This is a genomic window from Caldicellulosiruptor morganii (genome assembly GCF_026810225.1).
Taxonomy (GTDB): domain Bacteria; phylum Bacillota; class Thermoanaerobacteria; order Caldicellulosiruptorales; family Caldicellulosiruptoraceae; genus Caldicellulosiruptor; species Caldicellulosiruptor morganii.
On record NZ_CP113865.1, the window covers coordinates 985009 to 1004380 of the forward strand.

A 19372-nucleotide genomic window follows, 5' to 3' on the forward strand; every position below is an offset into this window, starting at 1 on the left:
AATATTTATGGGGGTTGGGATAATTGTTTAGAGAACTTGAGATAAGAACAAAAGATAGAGTTGATTTTGTTGATATTACAAGCAAACTTAAAGAGATTGTAAGACACTCAAATATTGAAGAAGGGCTTATGACGGTATTTGTTCCTCACACAACAGCTGGTGTTACTATCAATGAGCATGCTGACCCTTCGGTTGTTAGCGATATAAAAAAGCAGCTTGAAAAAATAGTTCCAGCAAATAATGGATATAGTCATACAGAAGGAAACTCGGATGCACATATAAAGGCAAGCTTAATAGGTTCATCAGTAAACATCATTGTTAAAAACGGTGAACTTATGCTTGGTACATGGCAGGGCGTGTTTTTTTGTGAGTTTGATGGGCCAAGAAGAAGAAAGATTTATGTGTATATAAAGTGACAAAAGTTGATAAAAGTTAAGCCTTGACATCTGCAAACAACTGAATTTAAATTTAGAGTTGCAGGTGCTCAAGGCTTATATTTGTGTTTGACAAAGCAAGAGCCTTGTGCTAAAATATTATACGCAAAGCGGAGCGGGTATGGCGGAATTGGCAGACGCGCTAGACTTAGGATCTAGTGGCAACAGCCGTGGGGGTTCAAGTCCCTCTACCCGCACCAGAGTTAAAATCCTCTTGACAATTCAAAGACCAAACATTATAATATATAATTGCGAATGCCGGAGTGGCGGAACTGGCAGACGCACAGGACTTAAAATCCTGGGACCTGAATAAGGTCGTACCGGTTCAAGTCCGGTTTCCGGCACCAGATATCGCGGGGTGGAGCAGCTGGTAGCTCGTCGGGCTCATAACCCGAAGGTCGGAGGTTCAAATCCTCCCCCCGCAACCAAAAATTTTAGAAAAAACAAAGAGAGGGCGGCGTAGCTCAGTTGGCTAGAGCATGCGGTTCATACCCGCAGTGTCAGCGGTTCGAATCCGTTCGCCGCCACCATTTTATGTTAAGAGAGAATATATGGCCCCGTGGTCAAGTGGTTAAGACACAGGCCTTTCACGCCTGTAACAGGGGTTCGAATCCCCTCGGGGTCACCAAAAAATAAGAGAAAGAGGGCAGTTATATGCCCTTTTTTATTTTTGCTTAATTTTAAGTGTTTACCCGGCACGTGATAAAGACATATTTACCACCTAATTTATTACAGAACAGAGAATAGAAAGTACCTACCTTTTTCATAATATCATCAAGAAGTAAAGTAGGAAACTGAAATACATGGGAGGAAACCAAAGTTTTAGAGTCTTTGAATTTTTCAAATGGTGTCCTCCCATTCATTCCTTTACCATTATGAGGTCTGAAAAAATTCCATGTATCCTGCCATCTTTGGGCTCTTTGAATAAATTCATCTTTTGTTTTACATCTTTCCGCATGAATCTATTGCGAAATACTCATCATCTGCTTCTTGGTGAATTTTCAATTATACCCATCAAGTGTTTAGCTTTTGGTGGAATAGGAGTTAGTTCTACTCCCAGAAATGACAGCATCTCATTTCTACTTCTTTAGTTTTCTTTCGCTTCCTCCACAAAATTCTGCTCCATTGTCTAACCTTATTCTTATTTGGCTTCTGACATTGTGAGTTCTTAGCCATAATGCAACCAAGGATACAAACATAAAGCCAAAGGCAGAAGAAAGTTCATAAGAATAAGCTGTAAATCTTGTTCTTGTTGCAACGTCTATCATGTTCCACTCATAGAGTGGGAGATTGTATTTTTTGATATGTTCATATACTTCTTTTGGAAGACTATCTTTGTCTAAAAGATGCTTTGTATCAAGCTGAAATTCAGAAAATGGAATGAGAGTTTCGTAGTCATACAAACTTCTTTCACCTTTTTTTGCCTTTCTTGTCTTTCTTGGTACAGCATTTCTTTTAAGAATTGACTTTATCGTGTTTTCACTTATTTTAACTCCGTATTTTCTGAACAAATAAAGTGAAAGACGTCTGTATCTAAATCCTGTTCTTTTAGCCTCTTGGATAATGAGATTTTCAAGTTCAGAAGAAAGTTTTCTTGGACAAGTTTTAGGTCTTCTGGATTTATCCTCAAGAGGACCGTAAATTGCCCTTCTAATAGTAGCTCTTGATACACCTAATATTTTAGCAGTTTTTGATACGTTTTTGTTATTTACTTCAAACACTTTTCGGATTAATTCTCTTGCTTTTTCAGGAGATATTTTTCTTAACTCATGGTATGATATAATATTCATAGTAGGCTGTCCTCCCATCCTGGTAGTTTTTTGATGTTTCTTTTGAATGAAATATTACACTTTTTAATTATATCAAACAGGATGGAGGCAGCCTCTATTCTTTTTATGACCTTCTCCTCACTATTTTCGCACATTCTTTCGCTGTGGTAAATATCTTCACACCTATTCGAGTAAGAAAAATTTTTTGTGTTGACATCCGGTGGGAGTTTGGCTTAAAATATTATAATGTAGAAAGAAGTTTTTAGAACCTTAGCGGATGTGGCGGAATTGGCAGACGCGCAAGACTCAGGATCTTGTGGGGCTCTCCCCATGGGGGTTCAAATCCCCCCATCCGCACCAGAATTAGATTAAAAAAGAGCTTAGTAAAGTTTAAATAAAGAAATAGACCTATTGGACATTAAGCGTCTGATAGGTCTTTTTTATTTTGCTTGAAAAAATATGATAAAAAAGGTATATTGTTATTAAAGCAAATATAAGTAAATCCATCCTATATGGAGGAAATAAATATGAAGTTTGGTATGAGAAAACCAAGCCTAAGAAAAAGCATTGCTGCAAGGACAAGTGTTAAGAGATTTATGAGACATAATTTGGGTTTGAAAGCACCAAGAGGATATGGTTGGGTTACGAATCCTAAAAAGTATATGTATAATAAGATTTATAACAAAACAACTTTTAGCGTGTTTTCACTCTTCAAAAAGTTATTCAAGTGAGGGGTAATTAGAAGATGAAAAAGGTAAATATAAAACAAAAGCTATCCTTTCTTCTGATTGTTCTTTGCGCGGGAATAGCAGTCTTTCTATATGTAAATTTTGTTATTAAAGGCAAATTCTTCACAAATCAAAGTAATCTGCACACAGAAAAACTCAATCACAATTCTAAGCCTTTAATTTCAAAAGATAGCGTTATATCTGAAAAATCATCTGCTGTTTTCAAGATTCTTATAAACCCATCTGGCAAAACAATTGCAGAGAGGATAAGAGTACCCGAAGGATACCAGAGAATTCCTGTGCCAAAAGGATCTTTTTCTGAATTTGTTAGGAATCTTCCTTTAAAGCCCCATGGATGGAAGGTTCATTATTACAATGGGCAGGAGAAGTTCAATGATGTCTATGTAGCAGTTCTCGATATAGATGTTGGAGATAGAGATTTGCAGCAATGTGCGGATGCAGCGATTAGGCTCTATGCAGAGTATCTTTATAAGAATAAGCAGTATGATAGGATTCATTTTAACTTTACAAATGGATTCAGGGCAGATTTCAAAAGATGGATGGAAGGATACAGAATTAAAGTTGAAGGAAACAGAGCTTACTGGGTAAAGAAAGCGGGTTATTGCAATGATTATCAGTGTTTCAGGCGCTATCTTGATATGGTTTTTGCTTATGCAGGGACATTATCACTTTTAAAAGAGCTCAAAAAAGTTCCCTTAGAAGATATGCAAATAGGGGATGTGTTTTTGGATGAAAATCACTGTGAAATAATTGTTGACATAGCGCAGAACAAAAACACCGGTGAGAAAATTTTCCTTCTTGCGCAGAGCTACATGCCAGCCCAGGAGATACACATATTAAAAAATCCTGCTAATGAGGATGAAAATAACCCATGGTATTCTATAAATTTTGGAGATATGCTCACAACACCTGAGTGGCAGTTTAAGAAGGAGTCGGTTTACAGGTTTGGGGAGTAAGGAAGGTGTTTTTGATGGAAAGTCTTTTTGGTAAAATAGAGGTGTTAGATGAAAAAGGGTATATTTATAAGGCATTTTGAAATGGTTATATGATTTTTATTAGTTTAGGTGGAATGATTTTTAAATATCAACGGTGAAATTACACCGAAGATATTTAATAATTAAATGAATTTAGGTGGTGATTATTAATCATTAAAAAAGAAAGATAGCGGAGTAAATCCTTCTTTAGGTTTAAAACTAACAGGAGGATGTAAGGTATCTTATTTGTGGCAAAGCAGAGAGCTATAATCACTAAAAATATTAAGAGAAGTTATTAGCTATATGAGGAATATTTAAGGAAAGCTAACAAGGTTCTATGATTCATAAAATTTTAAATCTTGCAAAATAAATCAAAGGGATTGAAAAAATAAAGTTATTGGAGGGTTATAAATCATGAAAACTCTATTCGAGCTTTGCAAACCGCGAGAAGATATATTTACCACAAGAAGCTTAGAAGATGTTCAGGAGATCTCAGATCTTCTTTCTGAAAAAATCAATCCAGAAAAGTTTTTTGAACAAACATATATAACAAATGGTATGAAAAGATTATTCGATGTGGCGTTTAAAAGATTTATTGGAGCTGATGATGAGCAAGGTGTAATTGTCCTGCGTCAGGCAATGGGCGGCGGCAAGACTCATAATATGATTGCACTGGGGCTTTTAGCAAAATACCCTGAGATCAGGAAAAAGGTTTTGGGAGAAAACTACAAGTATTTGTATCCGGGTAGAATAAGGTTGGCAGTATTCACCGGGCGATGGACAAACTCAATACCTTGGGTAGAGATAGCAAACCAGCTTGGAAAGCAAGAGGTTTTGAACAAGTCATTAAAAAATCATATGTTTGCACCCGGTGATAGAGAGTGGACCGAGCTTCTGGCAGGAGACCCTCTTTTGATACTGCTTGATGAGCTTCCGCTGTATCTTGAGTATGTCCAGAGCATTCCGGTAGGTGAGACCAACTTTGGCAAAGTTGTTTCTATCGGGCTTTCAAATCTTTTCAATGCAGTTCAGAAAAAGGAACTTTCAAACGTAATGGTGGTTGTTGCAGACCTTCAGGCAGCATATGAGCAGGGTGGGAAGCTTTTACAAAGTGCTTTGGCAACAGAGCTTGACAAAGAAGCAACCCGTGTTGCCTCTTCTATTCAGCCGGTTGATATGGTTACAAATGATGTATACTGCATCCTGAGAAAGAGATTTTTCAAAGAGTATCCGCAGGACCCTGAAAAAGACTCCGAGGTAGAGGAGATTGCAAAAGCTTACAAAGAGATTATTGAAGAGGGCATTAAAAAAGGACAGACTACAGTTGAGCCGGAGAGAATTTACACCGAAATAAAGAGGACATATCCGTTTCATCCTGCAATAATGGAGCTTGTAAGCCGCTTCAGGGAAAATGTAAATTTCCAGCAGACACGTGGGCTTATCCGTCTTATGAGACATTACATAAGATATCTTTACAGTGGTGAAGAACCTCTTGCGCAAAGGAAGTATCTTATTGAGCCATACGATTTTGACTTAAGTGATTACAATACACGTGAAGAGATAGTAAACATCAAACAGAGCTTGGAGAATGCTATTATGCATGATGTTTATTCAACAGCTCATATTACAACAGCCAGGGCTATTGACCAAAAATACAACACAACGCTGGCAAGTGAAGTGGCAAAGTTGATTTTGCTGTCTTCACTTTCTGAGATTACAAAATCGCCGCTTGGACTTACAACAAGTGAGCTTTTTGCATATATGAGCTCACCAAACAAAGATCTGAGCTTGCTTGCCAACATAATTGAAGAGTTTAAGCAAAATTCACTGCATACAAGAATTGATGCAAATGATAGAATATATCTTACCCCAATGGAAAATGTAATTGCGCGCATGAGAAAATTCAAAAGCATGTATACACTGGATGAAGCAGAAGCAGTTTTGGAAAGACTTCTTTATGAATATTTCTCACCCAGAAACCTGAATTGCTATCAGAAGGTTTATCAAAAGATTATAGCCCTGCCAAATGATATATCCAAAATCAATGTGGACATGAACAACGTAACACTTGTTATTTCAAAGCCTTATGACTCAAAAGGGTCGCTAAACCCGGTATTGATTGGTTTTTGGCAAAATCAGACATACAAAAACAGACTTCTATTTTTAACAGGCACTACAACAATGTATAACACGCTCTTGGAAAGAATAAGTGAATACATGTGCTGGGAGAATGTTTTAAAAGAACTGAAAAGAGAAGGTGTTCCTGAAACAGATTCAGAGTATCAGCGTGCAGAAACCGAGCAGAGCAAGATGAGAAATGCAGTTTTTGAAGTCTTGAAAGAGACTTTTAACAAAATTTACTATCCACAAAGACCACCTGCCAAACATAGCGCTGAACTTATTCCTGAAGAGTTAAAATATATGCAGGAAGGTGACAACGGAGGTTCACAGAGCACAAAAGGTTTGGATGGGGTAAAGGCACTTCTTGGAAACAACCGGGATGGAGAGATTGTCATTCAAAAAGTATTGCTTGGCAAAAAGTATATAGAAGCAAATGACATTGATTACTTTCGCGAAATGGTAGAACTCATTCTCTTTACAAGAGAGTCCATGGCGTGGTCTGAGATTGTAGAAAGGGCAGCAAGGGATGCAAGATGGTTCTGGCATCCACCAGAAGCTCTTGAAAATCTAAAGCGCGAAATGCTTTCAAAAGGTTTGTGGAAAGAAAGTGGTGGGCTTGTTTTAAGAGGCGAGGCTGCAAAGGACAAAACAACTGTCAGGGTTCAATTTGTATCAGCAGATTTTGAATCAGGCGAAGTTGTCTTAAAACTTATACCAATGTTCGGAGATGTTATCCACTATGAAGAAGGGGATAATGAGGTAACAGAAAACTCACCGGTTGTGCAAAATATCAATGAGTTTAGAACAAAATCTGCAAAGCTTAAATTCCTTTGCATTGATTCAACCGGTTATCATCCAAAAGGTGAAATTGTAAAGTATGAGTGCCCGATTATGCTTGATGATAATATAAAGTATAGCGACAGCGAAGGCAAAGTTCACATAAAAGTAAGAACTGCTCCACAGGCAACTGTAAAATACACAACAGATGGCACAAACCCCAGATATAACGGCAAAGTTGCTGAAAATGGTGACATTGTAATCCCCGATGATGCAAAGGTAATTATTGTGGTTGCAGAGAAAGACAATGTATTTTCCGAGTTAAAACATATTCCGGTTAAAAAAGATGAAAGAGGGAATGTAGTAGTCAAGACAGTTGAGCTTGACTATGAAAAACCGGTTCGGCTAAAAATTGCAGGCAGCAGAAACAAGATTCAGCTGTATAATATGGAAGAAGTTAACAGAGAGATTGATCTTTTGAGAAGCTTTGGAGGCAAGCCTGTTAAATACTCAATTGATATTTATAAAGATGATGATAACTACATTGTGATTACCAATAATATCCCCAAGGGTATAGAAGCTGATGAGTTTTTGAGGCTGATTGAAAAGGTCAAGTCAGAATTTTATAATAATCAGGTTCAAAATGTTGCTGCTGTTATTACAGAGCTGTATTTTGAAGATGCAAGAAACTTTGAAGAGTGGTTAAAGCAAAAGGGCAAGACCCTTCAGGACTTCAAGGAGGCAATAACGCAGGATGAGTAAATCCAGAAAGAAAAATGTTGTAGCATCCATTGGCTTTGGATATGTTCCGTCTGAAACACAGCATCATTTTATGGTAGTAATTCCTAAGGAAAAAAATGATAATGTAAAAGTATATGAGAGATTTATATGGCAGGAAGACAGGGATGAACAGGATATTGATGAGAGCAGCCCTCTTCACAATCAGCTCAAAGTGGTTGTTCCTAAGTGGCTGTGGCAGAGAGTGGCACCGTATGTTGCACAGGAGTTCAATTTCAGGCTTGAAAAAGAAGGTTTTAAAAAATCCAAATGGAAGGTGGGGCAAAATCCGGTTCACAGGCTATTTGGTAAGGAGCTTGTGGTTTTGCTCTGGGCTCTTGAAGATTGCAGCGATGATTCGCAGGTGCCTGTGGCAATAGTCAACTGGCAGGGCTTGCGCCCGGAAGAGCGCTGGTGGCTGTATGGAGTTACAAACGCTGCAACAGGCAGGGTGAATGATAGGCGCGGCTGGAGAATGGCACTGAAATATGCCCTGCTTGAAAATCCTGTTAGCAAAAAGCAGATTATGCAGCTTGACTTTGAGAATATTCTGGACCAGAAGATTGTGTATGACGAGTAAATAGTTTATGACTCAAATCTGGCTAAAGGGAGATGAAGAGCAGTGGAAAGATCATTTATAGAAGTTCAATTTCCTGTATCAAAGCTTTCAAAAGAAGCCTTCAAGGAGCGAAAAGCAGGTGCAGGTCAGACTTTAACAGGGCTTGGCAAGTGGTGGGGGCGAAAGCCTCTTGTACTTGTAAGAGCACTTCTTTTTGGGCTTTTGCTCCCTGCCACAGAGAAATCCAAAAAAGATATGAAGATTTTCTTAAAGCTCATGACAATGGATGAGGATGGCTTAAAAATTCGAAGAAAAATGGGCATACCAGCAAAAGAGGCGTATGAGTTTGCAACAGATGAGGAAAAGGCAAAATATTTTGAGGTTTCAGATGGTGATAAGATAGCATACAGAAAAGACTTAAAAAAGGCTGACAGGGATTTCATTCAGGAAAAGATTTTTGAAAGAATGCCATATGATAAGAAACTGAAGTTTTGCAAACGCCCGGAGGAGATTGAAAACTTACCCAAAAGTTTTTGGGATGAGATAAATGAACATCTTGGCACAGAAGCTTTTTCATTTTCAGAGCTTGTAGAGCAGCTTGGGAAGAAAAGATTTGGTGAACATCCGGTGGTTGGTGACCCATTTTGCGGTGGTGGCAGTATCCCGTTTGAAGCAGCAAGGCTTGGCTTTGGTGTTTTTGCTTCTGACTTAAATCCTGTTGCAATGCTTCTTACATGGGCAGCTTTGAATCTTTTGAGCCTGCCGGAAGAAAAGATAAAAGAGCTAAAAGATTTTCAAAAAAGAATATTTGAGCAGGCAGACAGGATTGTAACTGAATGGCAAATAGAGCACAATTCAAAAGGGCACAGGGCAAACGCATATCTTTACTGCGCAGAAGTTACATGCCCTGAATGTGGCTTTAAGGTGCCTCTTTTGCCATCACTTGTAATTGGCAAAAATTCAAAAACCATTGCAAAGCTGAAAGAAGTTGCGCCTGAGAAGAGATTTGATATAGAGATAAAGATGGGAGCAGGTCAATCAGAGCTTGAAAAAGCTTCAAAGAGCGGAACAGTTAAAGATGGGTACTTGATATGTCCGCATTGCAAGATGGAGACAGCAATTTCTTCCATAAGAGGAGACAAAGTGGTTGATGGCAAAACAATCTGGGGACTCAGGCGCTGGGGAAAGCATGAGTTTGTGCCACGACCGGATGATGTTTTTCAGGAAAGGCTCTACTGTATAAGGTATGAGGATGAAAATGGCAAAAGATACTACAAAGCACCCGATGAAGAGGATCTGGAGAGAGAAAAAAAGGTAGCGGAGCTTTTACAGCAGCGCTTTGATGAGTGGCAGCAAAAAGGGTATATTCCAGAGGATATGATTGAAGAAGGGGAAGAAACAAGTAGATTGTACAGAGAACGTGGCTGGGCATACTGGCATCAGCTTTTCAACCCAAGGCAGCTTCTTTTGCACGGGCTTTTGATGGAGCTGATTGACAAAGAGGCAAAGACAAAAGAGGAGAAAATTGTGGGGCTTTTGGGGGTTAATAGGTGTTGCGACTGGAATTCAAAACTGTCTGTATGGGAAAGGGTAATAGAAAATGTGAAAAATACATTTCTCAATCAAGCGCTTAATACTTTGTTAAATTATGGTGTTCGTGGTTTTTTATCATTAAAAGAAATAGTTCTGATACCGATAAGAAATATTCTAGAAATAAAGAAGAATTATTTTCTACTAAATCTGAATGACGCCCGCGATGTAAATTACCCTTGCCACATTTGGATAACAGATCCGCCCTATGCAGATGCAATAAATTACCACGAGCTGAGTGAGTTCTTCTTAGCATGGGACAAAAAGTTTTTGAAAGAGGTTTTTCCAGACTGGTATACAGACAGCAAAAGAGCGCTTGCTGTAAGGGGCGAAGCTCAGGTTTTTAAACAAACATTTTCTGATATTTTAAAAAACATAGTTTCAGCAATGCCCGATAATGGCTATTTTGTGCTTATGTTTACTCACCAGGACTCACAGGTTTTTGCAGACCTTACAGAGATATTGCTTAGCTCCGGGCTTTTGTCTGTCAATGCATGGAGCATTGCAACAGAGACAGAGGACAATATGTCAGAGGGCAATTTTGTTCAGTCAACTGTATGTGTTGTTTTAAAGAAGATTGACAGAACTCAGCTTGAGCCTGTATTTATTGAAGAGCTGTATCCTTTTGGTAAAGAAGAGGTAGAAAGGCAGATAAAGCTCATGTATGAGCTTGACAGGGATGAATCAGAGCCCAATTTTAGCCCAACTGATTTGGAGCTTTCAGGATACTATGCAGCTCTTCGCGTTTTGACATCATGCAATCTCAGAGCAACAAACCAGAAGATTAAAGATTTCCTGGATTCTATGCGAGAATATGCAAGCAGCTACATAGTGCCAGAAGGCTTGAAGTACTTAGGGTTTGATCAGGATACCATTTATGATATCTGGCGCAAGATGGATAGCTATGAGAAGTTTTACATTAGGGTCCTGGAGTTTGAAACAAGGGGCGAAAGAAGAATAGGTGCATATCAGGATGCTGCACGAAGTTTGGGCTGCACCGATTATGACCAGCTTTTTGCCATCAAAAAATCCAATATGGCAAGGCTGAAAACTGCAAGCGAGCTCGGGCAGGAACTTCTTGATACCAAACATGCATTTAGCACAACAATCTTGCGTTATTGCCTTCTTGCAGTGAATAATGCAATAAAAAAGGACCAGGAAATAAATAACACCGCAGAAGCGGTTGCACTTTCACATGAAATGCTAAAAACTAAACTTGGGACAAAATACTGGAACCATAAAATCAAAATAGAGACAATTTTCAGATACCTTGCAAGGCTTGAAAGAATAGATGGTATGCAGCACTGGCAGACTGATTCAAAAATTGCTTCATATCTTGCCGAGCGTGTTGCAAACGACAAGCTGTAATTTTAAAGCATAAAGGAGGTGTCAAAAAGGCAGTATCCTGCAAAAAGCAGGCAGGGTATTGCCTTTTTGAAAAATATGCTGAAAAGATACTCATCGCGTCTTGTTGACCTTTCGGAAGAGTTTTTGAACAAACACCTGAGAAATGCAAAAAGCTATGATAGACTTGCAGGCTATTTTAGCTCATCTATCTTGGAGATTGCAGGTGAAGCAATTGAGAGTATACAAGGTATTGCAAGGGTTGTTTGCAACTCCGAGGTTGAGAGCAAAGACGTTCTGGTTGCGAAGCTTGCAAAACAGAAGCTTGTAAGAGAGTGGTTCAAATCAAAGCCTGAGCAAAAGGTTGAACAGTTTCCGGAGAGGTTTAAAAAGCTGTATGAGCTTCTGAAGAGTGGAAAGCTTCAGGTAAAAGTTTTACCAAACGATATATATGGACTTGTTCATGGGAAAGCCGGTGTTATAACTCTTTCAGATGGCAAAAAAGTTGCATTTGTCGGGAGCGTCAATGAAACGGCTGCCGGCTGGAAAGGTAACTATGAGATTCTCTGGGCGGATGACAGTATTGAGAGCGTGGAATGGGTACAAAATGAGTTTGAATTTTTCTGGAACAGTCCTTATGCCTGCGAGCTTTGCGATTTGATAATTGAAAACATAGGCAGACTGGCAGAGGGGAACAGGTTAAGCCTTCAGGAGTGGCAAAAAGACCCCGACCCTGCATCGCCGGTTGTTGAAGCTCCTGTTTACAGAGAAGGTTTTGGACTCTGGAATCACCAGAAGTATTTTGTGAAGATGGTGTTTGATGAGCACTGCCAGGATGGAGCAAGATACATTCTTGCAGATGAAGTTGGGCTTGGCAAAACCGCTCAGCTTGGTATGATTGCTCAGCTGACAGCACTTTATGGCAACAAGCCTGTTCTGGTAATTGTTCCAAAAACACTTCTGTGGCAATGGCAGGATGAACTCAAGACAATGTTTGACATACCTTCTGCTGTGTGGGATGGCAAAAGGTGGATAGTTGAAACAGGGCAGGAGCACAAAACCCGTGAAAATGGCATACCTGCAATCTTGCAGTGCCCAAGGCGAATAGGGATAATTTCTCAGGGATTGATTACTTCAAATTCAGATATTGTAAAACCTCTTTTAGAGCTTGAATATGAATGTGTAATTGTTGATGAGGCACACAGGGCAAGGCGGCAAAACTTAAATAAACCAGGTGATAGACCTGAGCCCAACAACCTTATGAAGTTTTTGCTTGAGCTTTCAAAAAAGACAAAGACCATGATTTTGGCAACTGCAACTCCAATTCAGCTGCATCCGATTGAGGGCTGGGACCTTCTGTACATACTTGCGCAGGGTTCAGCCAAGGTTTTGGGCGATGCGTTTAGCCTCTGGCAGCTAAGACCTTTAGAAGGAATTGATTATGTGAGAGGGGCAAAAGAGATTTCAAGCAAGGCTTACTACTGGAGCTGGATAAGAAATCCTCTGCCGCCTTCAAAGGAAAATCCATTTACAATTGGGAAGCTGAGAAGGTTGCTGGGTATGAGAAGCGATGAGTACGTTTTAAATGATGATTATGATGCACTTTTGCCTTCACAAAAAGATATTATAGATGAACTGATAGAAGAAAATTTCATGGCAAAGTACAATCCTTTTATCAGGCACATTGTTAAAAGAAAGAGAAGTACACTTGAAAATACTAAAGATCCTGAGACAGGTGAGTCATATCTTAAAAAGATTGATGTTGTCCTTTTTGGTGAAGGTGATGATGAAGGTCTTGTACTTTCTGCACCGCTCAAAAAAGCTTATGAATATGCTGAAGAGTTTACAAACCTGCTAAAGCAAAAAACAGGTGCAAAGGGGTTTTACAAGACACTGCTTTTGCGAAGGATGGGCTCTTGTATGCAGGCAGGCTTGAACACTGCAAAGGCAATTTATGAAAAAAGAGCAATTGTCAGAGATGACTTTTCTGAAGAGGATGAAGAGGATGATATGCCAGACAGGATTAATATCACAGGCAGGGATGAGCTTTTCTGTTTGGAAGAAATAATAGATCTTCTTGAATACAACAAAGACAATGACCCAAAGCTAAATAAAATTTTGCATATTCTAACCGACATGGGGTGGCTTGAAAGAGGCTGCATAATTTTTTCTGAGTACTTTGACACAGCATGGACCATTGCACAAAAGCTTTCTTCTTCTCTGCCAGATGAGAGAATAGCAATTTACGCGGGCGGCGATAAATCTGGCATAATCAAAAGTGGAATTTATTCAAAAGTTGAAAGGGATGAGATAAAAGAGCTTGTGCTGGATGGTAAGATCAGGCTTATGATCGGGACAGATGCAGCTGCTGAAGGTTTGAATTTGCAAACACTTGGTTCGCTTATAAACGTTGACCTTCCTTGGAATCCAATCAGGTTAGAGCAGCGTCAGGGAAGAATTAAGAGAATAGGGCAGCAGTTTGACAGTGTTTATGTGTACAACCTGAGATACAAAGATTCAATTGAAGATAGAATCCATGCAGTCCTGTCCGGCAGAATAAAGTTAACCTACGACATGATTGGTTCGCTTCCAGAGGTTATAAAGGATGAGTGGATGGATTTTGTCAAAACAGCCGAAGTTTTATATTCCGAACATCCGTTTGATATAAAATACAAAGATCATGTGGAAAAGGTAGACTGGGAAAGCTGCAAAAAGGTTCTGGACAATGAGCAAAGAAAAGAGTATCTGATGAGGGGATGGAGTGAGTAGACTAAAAAACCACCCCACAGTAAATTTTGCTTTAGTGCAGCTGCAGTGGGGTGGTTGTTTTTTAAATTATTTCAAAAACATATCACAGGCCTTTTTTATTCTCTTTACAACCTCATCTTTTCCCATAACTTCCATCATCTCAAAAAGTCCGGGTGTGACAGTTCTTCCACTTATACAAACTCTGATGGTATGAATAATGTTTGCCGCTTTGATGTTTAGCTCTTCGGCTTTTTTGCGCACAAGATTTTCAATCTTTGATGCTGTGAAAGGCTCCAAATTTCTAAGTTCATGTAAGAGAGATTTTACAATACTGAGGTTATCGGCTGTTAGGTACTTTTCCACACCTTTTTGCTCAAATTCATAATTGTCATCAAAAAAATATACGCTTGCGTCAACTACTTCCACTAAGGTCTTTACTTTTTCACGAACAAGTTTCAAAACAGATTTTACATACTCTTTATCAAACCTCTCAATCTCAATGCCTTTTTTGGAATAAAAATACTTCATTCTTTCATACAGATCTTCAATATCAATCTCTTTAAGATAATAACCATTTATCCATGTTAGCTTATTTGTATCATATATGGCAGCATTTTTGGATACTTTTTCAAGCTCAAACTTCTCTATTGCTTCATCAAGTCCAATTATGGTTCTGTCTTTGCCGGGTGACCAGCCAAGCAGCAAAAGGTAGTTGACAATTGCCTCTTTTAAGTATCCATTTTCAAAAAATTCTTCAACAGATGTTGCACCGTGTCTTTTGCTCAGTTTGCTTCTATCCGGTGCTAAAATCATAGGAACATGTGCAAACTGTGGCGGCTGAATGTTTAAAGCATCATAGATTATTAGCTGCTTTGGAGTGTTCGAAAGATGCTCTTCAGCCCTTATAACATGCGATATTTTCATAAGATAATCATCAATTACACAAACAAAGTTATAGGTTGGATTTCCGTCAGACTTCAGAATTATAAAATCGTCTAACTGGTCATTGGAAAATTCGACATCTCCTCTGATTATGTCATGAACAATTGTAACACCTTCCTGGGGTGCTTTTATTCTGACAACTGCCTTTTCACCGTTTTTGATTCTTTTTTTAGCTTCATCAAGACCAATATTTCTGCACTTTTTGCTGTACTTGTACGGAATCTTTTGCTCCCTTGCTATTTGCCTTTCTCTTTCTATCTCTTCCTGTGTACAAAAACAGTAATAAGCCTTTCCCTCTTCTAAAAGCTTCTGGATGTATTCAAGATATATTTCCTTTCTCTGAGATTGAAAGTACGGTCCAAAGTCGCCGCCAACATCAGGACCTTCATCCCATTCAATTCCAAGCCATCTCAAGCTTCTCATAATACCTTCTGCCCACTCAGCTCTTGACCTCTCTACATCAGTGTCTTCTATACGCAAAATAAATTTCCCATTGTGTTTTTTGGCAAATAGATAGTTGAAAAGTGCTGTCCTTGCACCGCCTATGTGAAGCTGACCGGTCGGACTTGGTGCAAATCTAACTCTTACCATCTTTTTACTCCTTTCGTTTAAAGCTTTGTTTTGGTTCAGTGTTAGTTTTGTGACAGATTGTATTATAACATAAAAATGTTAATGAAAGAGTATCTTATCTTTTTATCTACCTTATAATTTATGATAGATAAAAAATATATTAGGCTACCAACAGCAAAAATCAGGAAAAATTAGAAAATATTTATAAAACATTTGGGAGTGCAATACTTGTTATGGGTTTTGCATCTATCATGTATTTAGACAGTCGTGAAGCAATTAAATTTGCACAGCTTTTGGTAGCGGATAAATTAAGTTTTAAAGATGCATTTGTGCAGGCTGCAAGAATTTATCAGCCACAAAGGCAAGATGGTCAAAGCAGTATTGTTCGTATAATGGGATATAAATTAGCAGCGAATGATTCGCTTTATAGTTTTTATGGCTGTCGACCTGAAAAAGAATGGTATAGAAATTACAAGCAAGGATATAGTATAATAGCAGATGTAAAAATACCTGCAACTGGGGTAGTTATTAGGTAAATGAGAGGGGTTGAGCTAAATGAAAATAAAAAATGCTAAAATGCAAAGTATATTAAAAATTTCTTTTATAGTGCTAATAATTGCTTTTATAGCGGGTTATTTTTTGTATATTAAAGCAAACAGGATACCGCCGCTTAATATTCCTATGCCAGGAAATGAAATACCTGACATAGACTATAAAGTGGCAGCCAAATTTGACAATTTGCCTGTTGAAGCTATGGTATACAAATTTAAAAAGCCAAAAAACATAGATACAGAGATTAAATCTTTAGCTAAAATATTTGGACTAAAAGGTGAAGTGGAATATCAACCTATATGGAGAGCTTATTCGATAAAGGAGAAAATAGATGAAAAGTATTATCGTGAATTTGAATATGAAATTGATACAGGGAGATGGCATTATGTAGATAGAAAAGAACTTAATAATGATGATCCACAAAATCTACCTTCTGATGAAGAAGCAAAAAAGATTGCACTTGACTTTTTGAAAAAGAATGGTATTTATGATAAAAGATTTATTTATTGTGCGGTTACAGACGATTCCTCTGGCGATAAAATTACAAATGATTATAAGGTTCATCACAAGAGTGTATATTTTTATCCCGTGGTAGAAGGAAAACCTGTGTATGGTGTTTCAAGGATAATTGTGGTTGTAGGTGATAATGGTAAGATATTAGAAGTTTATAAATGGTATAAGGAGTTTGAAGAATACAGTAAGGTAAAGGTAGTGCCTGCAGAGAAAGCTTTTGAAAAAGTTAAAAATAAAAAAGCATCGATTAATATCAATCCTATGGCAAAGTCTGCAACAATCAAAAAAGTTATTCTTGCTTACTGGGAAGATGCAGGTACAATTGAAGAGCAGCCATATTTGCAACCTGTTTGGGTATTTGCCGGTGAGGCAGTGATTGAAGATGGGAAAGTAGAAAAATTTGATGCTGTTGTTCCGGCTATAGAGTAAAAGTTCGGACTGGTTGTTTATGCAGGAATGTTTCAGACAATGATTTTTGATGATAATTAATGAACAGTAAGAAACATAAGAAATAAGATAAAAACTATTTAATAAACAGAATACAAAACAGTACACCTGTGTTTTTAAGGCTAACAAAGGGGTGGGGAATTTTTGCTTCCCCTTTTGTTATTTTATATGAGAAACCAAGTGAATATTATAACTTGTATTAGCACTCAATTCGATCTAAATAATCCTTATTAGCTTTTAAGTAAGTTTTGTTTTGCCAGCTTCTAAAATTTTAGTGTAGCATCTGATGGGGTAAGATTGTTATCATAAATAAAGTAGTTTTGATACATGTAAATCACAATCCTTTTATAAATAAAAATTTCTGTATAAACTATAAATTAAAAACAATATAAAAAGTTGGACGTTATTTTATTAATAGCATTGTATTTTATAATTCTGTAAAATCTTGACATTGTTTGCTTGCAAAAAATTTTTGACAAAAGAGCAGAAGTTTATTATCATATAATAGTGTCAAGTTTTTAAGCTTTACAGAGAGATGAAATTAAAAATGCAGCAAGAAAATAAAATATATTTGAGCCTTCTTTATGACTTTTATAAAGACTTTTTAACCGAGAGACAGCAAAAAATTGTTGAACTGTATGTAAATGAAGATTTGACACTGGGAGAGATATCTCAGGAGCTTGGTATATCACGTCAGGGAGTTTTTGATTCGTTAAGAAAGGCAGAGATTACGTTAAAAAATTTTGAAGAAAAACTAAAATTAGCTGATAAGTATTACAAAAGTAAAAGTATAATAGAAGAAATTATTAAAAGACTGAAGAGAGTTTATGAAAAATACGGTGATGAAGAAATTATGAATATAATAAATAGCATTCAGGAGTGGCAGGAAAATGTTTAATAGTCTTTCAGAAAAACTGCAGGATGTGTTTAAAAAGCTAAGGGGCAAGGGTAAGCTAACAGAAAAAGATATCAAAGAGGCAATGAAAGAGGTAAAGCTTGCCCTTCTGGAAGCAGATGTCAACTACAGGGTTGTAAAGGATTTTATAAACAATGTCACCCAGAAGGCTGTCGGCAATGAGGTTTTGGAGAGCCTTACACCTGCCCAGCAGGTAATAAAGATTGTGTATGATGAGATGGTGAGCCTTTTAGGGGGAAATGACACAAAGCTTACCTTTTCTCCGAGTGGGTTTTCAATCTATATGATGGTTGGCTTGCAGGGTTCAGGCAAAACCACAACTGCAGGGAAACTTGCAGCGCTTTTGAAAAAGCAGGGGAAAAAGCCGCTTTTGATAGCGTGTGACATCTACCGACCTGCGGCTATTAAACAGCTTGAAGTGGTTGCAGAAAAGGTTGGAGTCAGTTGCTATGCCGATTATGACAAAAAAGATGCTGTAAAGATTGCTGTTGAGGGTGTGAACTTTGCAAAGTCAAACAGATTTGATGTAGCAATTGTAGACACAGCAGGAAGGCTTCATATAAATGAAGAACTGATGAATGAGCTTGTCAGTATTAAAAATACAATAAAACCCACAGAGATTTTGCTTGTTTTGGATGCCATGACCGGTCAGGATGCTGTGAATGTTGCCGAGGCGTTCAATAACCAGCTCGGAATTGATGGAATTATTATGACAAAGCTTGACGGTGATACAAGAGGTGGCGCTGCTCTTTCTGTCAAGGCTATAACAGGAAAACCCATCAAATTTGCAGGAATGGGCGAAAAGATGGAAGACTTGGAGGTATTTTATCCTGACAGAATGGCATCAAGAATACTGGGAATGGGAGATGTCCTTACCTTAATTGAAAAGGCACAGGAAGCAATTGACCAGAAAAAGGCAGAAGAACTCGAAAAGAAGCTCAGAAACATGGAATTTACGCTTGAGGACTTTTTAGACCAGCTAAAGCAAATAAAAAGAATGGGACCACTTTCACAGATAATTTCAATGATTCCGGGTGTTAAGATAAAAGGCGATGTTGATATTGACGCAGGTGAAAAAGAGCTTAAAAAGATTGAGGCAATTATCAATTCCATGACAAAAGAAGAGCGAAGGAATCCGGGTATTATTAATTCCAGCAGAAAAAGAAGAATTGCTCTGGGTTCAGGTACTCAGGTTCAGGATGTGAACAGGCTTTTAAAACAGTTTGAAGATATGAAGAGAATGATGAAACAATTTTCAAATCCTCATATTGCTAAGAAAGGAAAATTTAAATTTCCTTTCATGTAATATAAAAATTTTTGATAAGGGGAGGTGATATGTGTGGCAGTAAGGATTAGACTTAAAAGAATGGGTGCAAAGAACAATCCATTTTATAGAATTGTTGTTGCAGATTCAAGAAGTCCAAGAGATGGAAAAACAATTGATGAGATAGGATATTATAATCCTCTCAGAAATCCTGCTGATATCAAGGTTGATGTTGAGAAAGCAAAAAAATGGCTTTCCAACGGTGCTCAGCCGACAGATACTGTAAAGATTTTGCTCAAAAAAGCCGGTGTGATTGAATAATCCAT

13 protein-coding genes, 6 tRNA genes and 1 pseudogene are annotated in these 19372 nt (G+C 37.9%); 18 read left to right on the forward strand and 2 right to left on the reverse strand.

Translation table 11 applies throughout. The features are described from left to right. Positions 1-23: 23 nt before the first annotated feature. The 6 genes from OTK00_RS04750 to OTK00_RS04775 all read left to right on the forward strand — a co-directional run bounded on the left by OTK00_RS04750 (position 24) and on the right by OTK00_RS04775 (position 1062). On the forward strand, positions 24-416 hold the full coding sequence (locus OTK00_RS04750; protein WP_045169271.1) for a secondary thiamine-phosphate synthase enzyme YjbQ: 393 nt from the start codon (positions 24-26) through the stop codon (positions 414-416). Positions 417-549: 133 nt separating this feature from the next. After that, positions 550-634 (forward strand) — tRNA-Leu (locus OTK00_RS04755). A 57-nt stretch (positions 635-691) separates the two neighbouring features. Further along, positions 692-781 (forward strand) — tRNA-Leu (locus tag OTK00_RS04760). Positions 782-786: 5 nt separating this feature from the next. Continuing rightward, positions 787-862: transfer RNA gene (locus tag OTK00_RS04765), tRNA-Met, on the forward strand. Positions 863-887: 25 nt separating this feature from the next. Then, a tRNA-Met gene (locus OTK00_RS04770) sits at positions 888-964 on the forward strand. 23 nt (positions 965-987) lie between these two features. Continuing rightward, positions 988-1062, forward strand: a tRNA-Glu gene (locus OTK00_RS04775). Between the two features lie 52 nt (positions 1063-1114). Here OTK00_RS04775 and OTK00_RS04780 read toward each other — a convergent pair. Further along, a pseudogene (locus OTK00_RS04780) lies at positions 1115-2224 on the reverse strand (helix-turn-helix domain-containing protein). Positions 2225-2476: 252 nt separating this feature from the next. Between OTK00_RS04780 and OTK00_RS04785 the strand changes: the two are divergent. From OTK00_RS04785 to OTK00_RS04815, 7 genes are all read left to right on the forward strand, one after another. Continuing rightward, positions 2477-2563 (forward strand) — tRNA-Leu (locus tag OTK00_RS04785). A 167-nt stretch (positions 2564-2730) separates the two neighbouring features. Further along, complete coding sequence (locus OTK00_RS04790; protein WP_045169273.1) at positions 2731-2934, forward strand: hypothetical protein; 204 nt, start codon at positions 2731-2733, stop codon at positions 2932-2934. Positions 2935-2948: 14 nt separating this feature from the next. Continuing rightward, positions 2949-3908 (forward strand): DUF4846 domain-containing protein, encoded by a 960-nt coding sequence (locus OTK00_RS04795; RefSeq protein WP_045169274.1) that lies wholly within the window; start codon positions 2949-2951, stop codon positions 3906-3908. 432 nt (positions 3909-4340) lie between these two features. Then, positions 4341-7586, forward strand: coding sequence for a DUF499 domain-containing protein (locus tag OTK00_RS04800; RefSeq protein ID WP_045169275.1), 3246 nt, complete (start codon positions 4341-4343; stop codon positions 7584-7586). Then, positions 7579-8181, forward strand: coding sequence for a DUF3780 domain-containing protein (locus OTK00_RS04805; RefSeq protein ID WP_045169276.1), 603 nt, complete (start codon positions 7579-7581; stop codon positions 8179-8181). The genes OTK00_RS04800 and OTK00_RS04805 overlap by 8 nt, the downstream gene beginning before the upstream one ends. A gap of 42 nt (positions 8182-8223) precedes the next feature. Then, positions 8224-11118 carry an anti-phage-associated DUF1156 domain-containing protein gene (locus tag OTK00_RS04810; protein WP_045169277.1) on the forward strand — a complete coding sequence of 965 codons (2895 nt, stop codon included), beginning with the start codon at positions 8224-8226 and terminating at the stop codon, positions 11116-11118. A gap of 75 nt (positions 11119-11193) precedes the next feature. Continuing rightward, on the forward strand, positions 11194-13863 hold the full coding sequence (locus tag OTK00_RS04815) for a phospholipase D-like domain-containing anti-phage protein (RefSeq protein WP_045170143.1): 2670 nt from the start codon (positions 11194-11196) through the stop codon (positions 13861-13863). Between the two features lie 66 nt (positions 13864-13929). Here the strand turns inward: OTK00_RS04815 and gltX are convergent, their stop codons facing one another. Next, on the reverse strand, positions 13930-15375 hold the full coding sequence (gltX, locus tag OTK00_RS04820) for a glutamate--tRNA ligase (protein WP_045169278.1): 1446 nt from the start codon (positions 15373-15375) through the stop codon (positions 13930-13932). Between the two features lie 212 nt (positions 15376-15587). On the opposite strand from gltX, the gene OTK00_RS04825 reads away from it, so the two are divergent. The 5 genes from OTK00_RS04825 to rpsP all read left to right on the forward strand — a co-directional run bounded on the left by OTK00_RS04825 (position 15588) and on the right by rpsP (position 19367). Next, on the forward strand, positions 15588-15890 hold the full coding sequence (locus tag OTK00_RS04825; RefSeq protein WP_241765478.1) for a hypothetical protein: 303 nt from the start codon (positions 15588-15590) through the stop codon (positions 15888-15890). A 19-nt stretch (positions 15891-15909) separates the two neighbouring features. Then, positions 15910-16848 carry a hypothetical protein gene (locus OTK00_RS04830; protein ID WP_045169279.1) on the forward strand — a complete coding sequence of 313 codons (939 nt, stop codon included), beginning with the start codon at positions 15910-15912 and terminating at the stop codon, positions 16846-16848. 565 nt (positions 16849-17413) lie between these two features. Continuing rightward, entirely contained in the window at positions 17414-17764 is a 351-nt protein-coding gene (gene ylxM / locus OTK00_RS04835; RefSeq protein WP_045169280.1) for a YlxM family DNA-binding protein, read from the forward strand. Continuing rightward, positions 17757-19088, forward strand: coding sequence for a signal recognition particle protein (gene ffh, locus OTK00_RS04840; protein WP_045169281.1), 1332 nt, complete (start codon positions 17757-17759; stop codon positions 19086-19088). Before ylxM ends, ffh begins: the two co-directional genes overlap by 8 nt. Positions 19089-19121: 33 nt before the next feature. Further along, positions 19122-19367, forward strand: coding sequence for a 30S ribosomal protein S16 (rpsP, locus tag OTK00_RS04845; RefSeq protein WP_045169282.1), 246 nt, complete (start codon positions 19122-19124; stop codon positions 19365-19367). Positions 19368-19372: the final 5 nt, after the last annotated feature.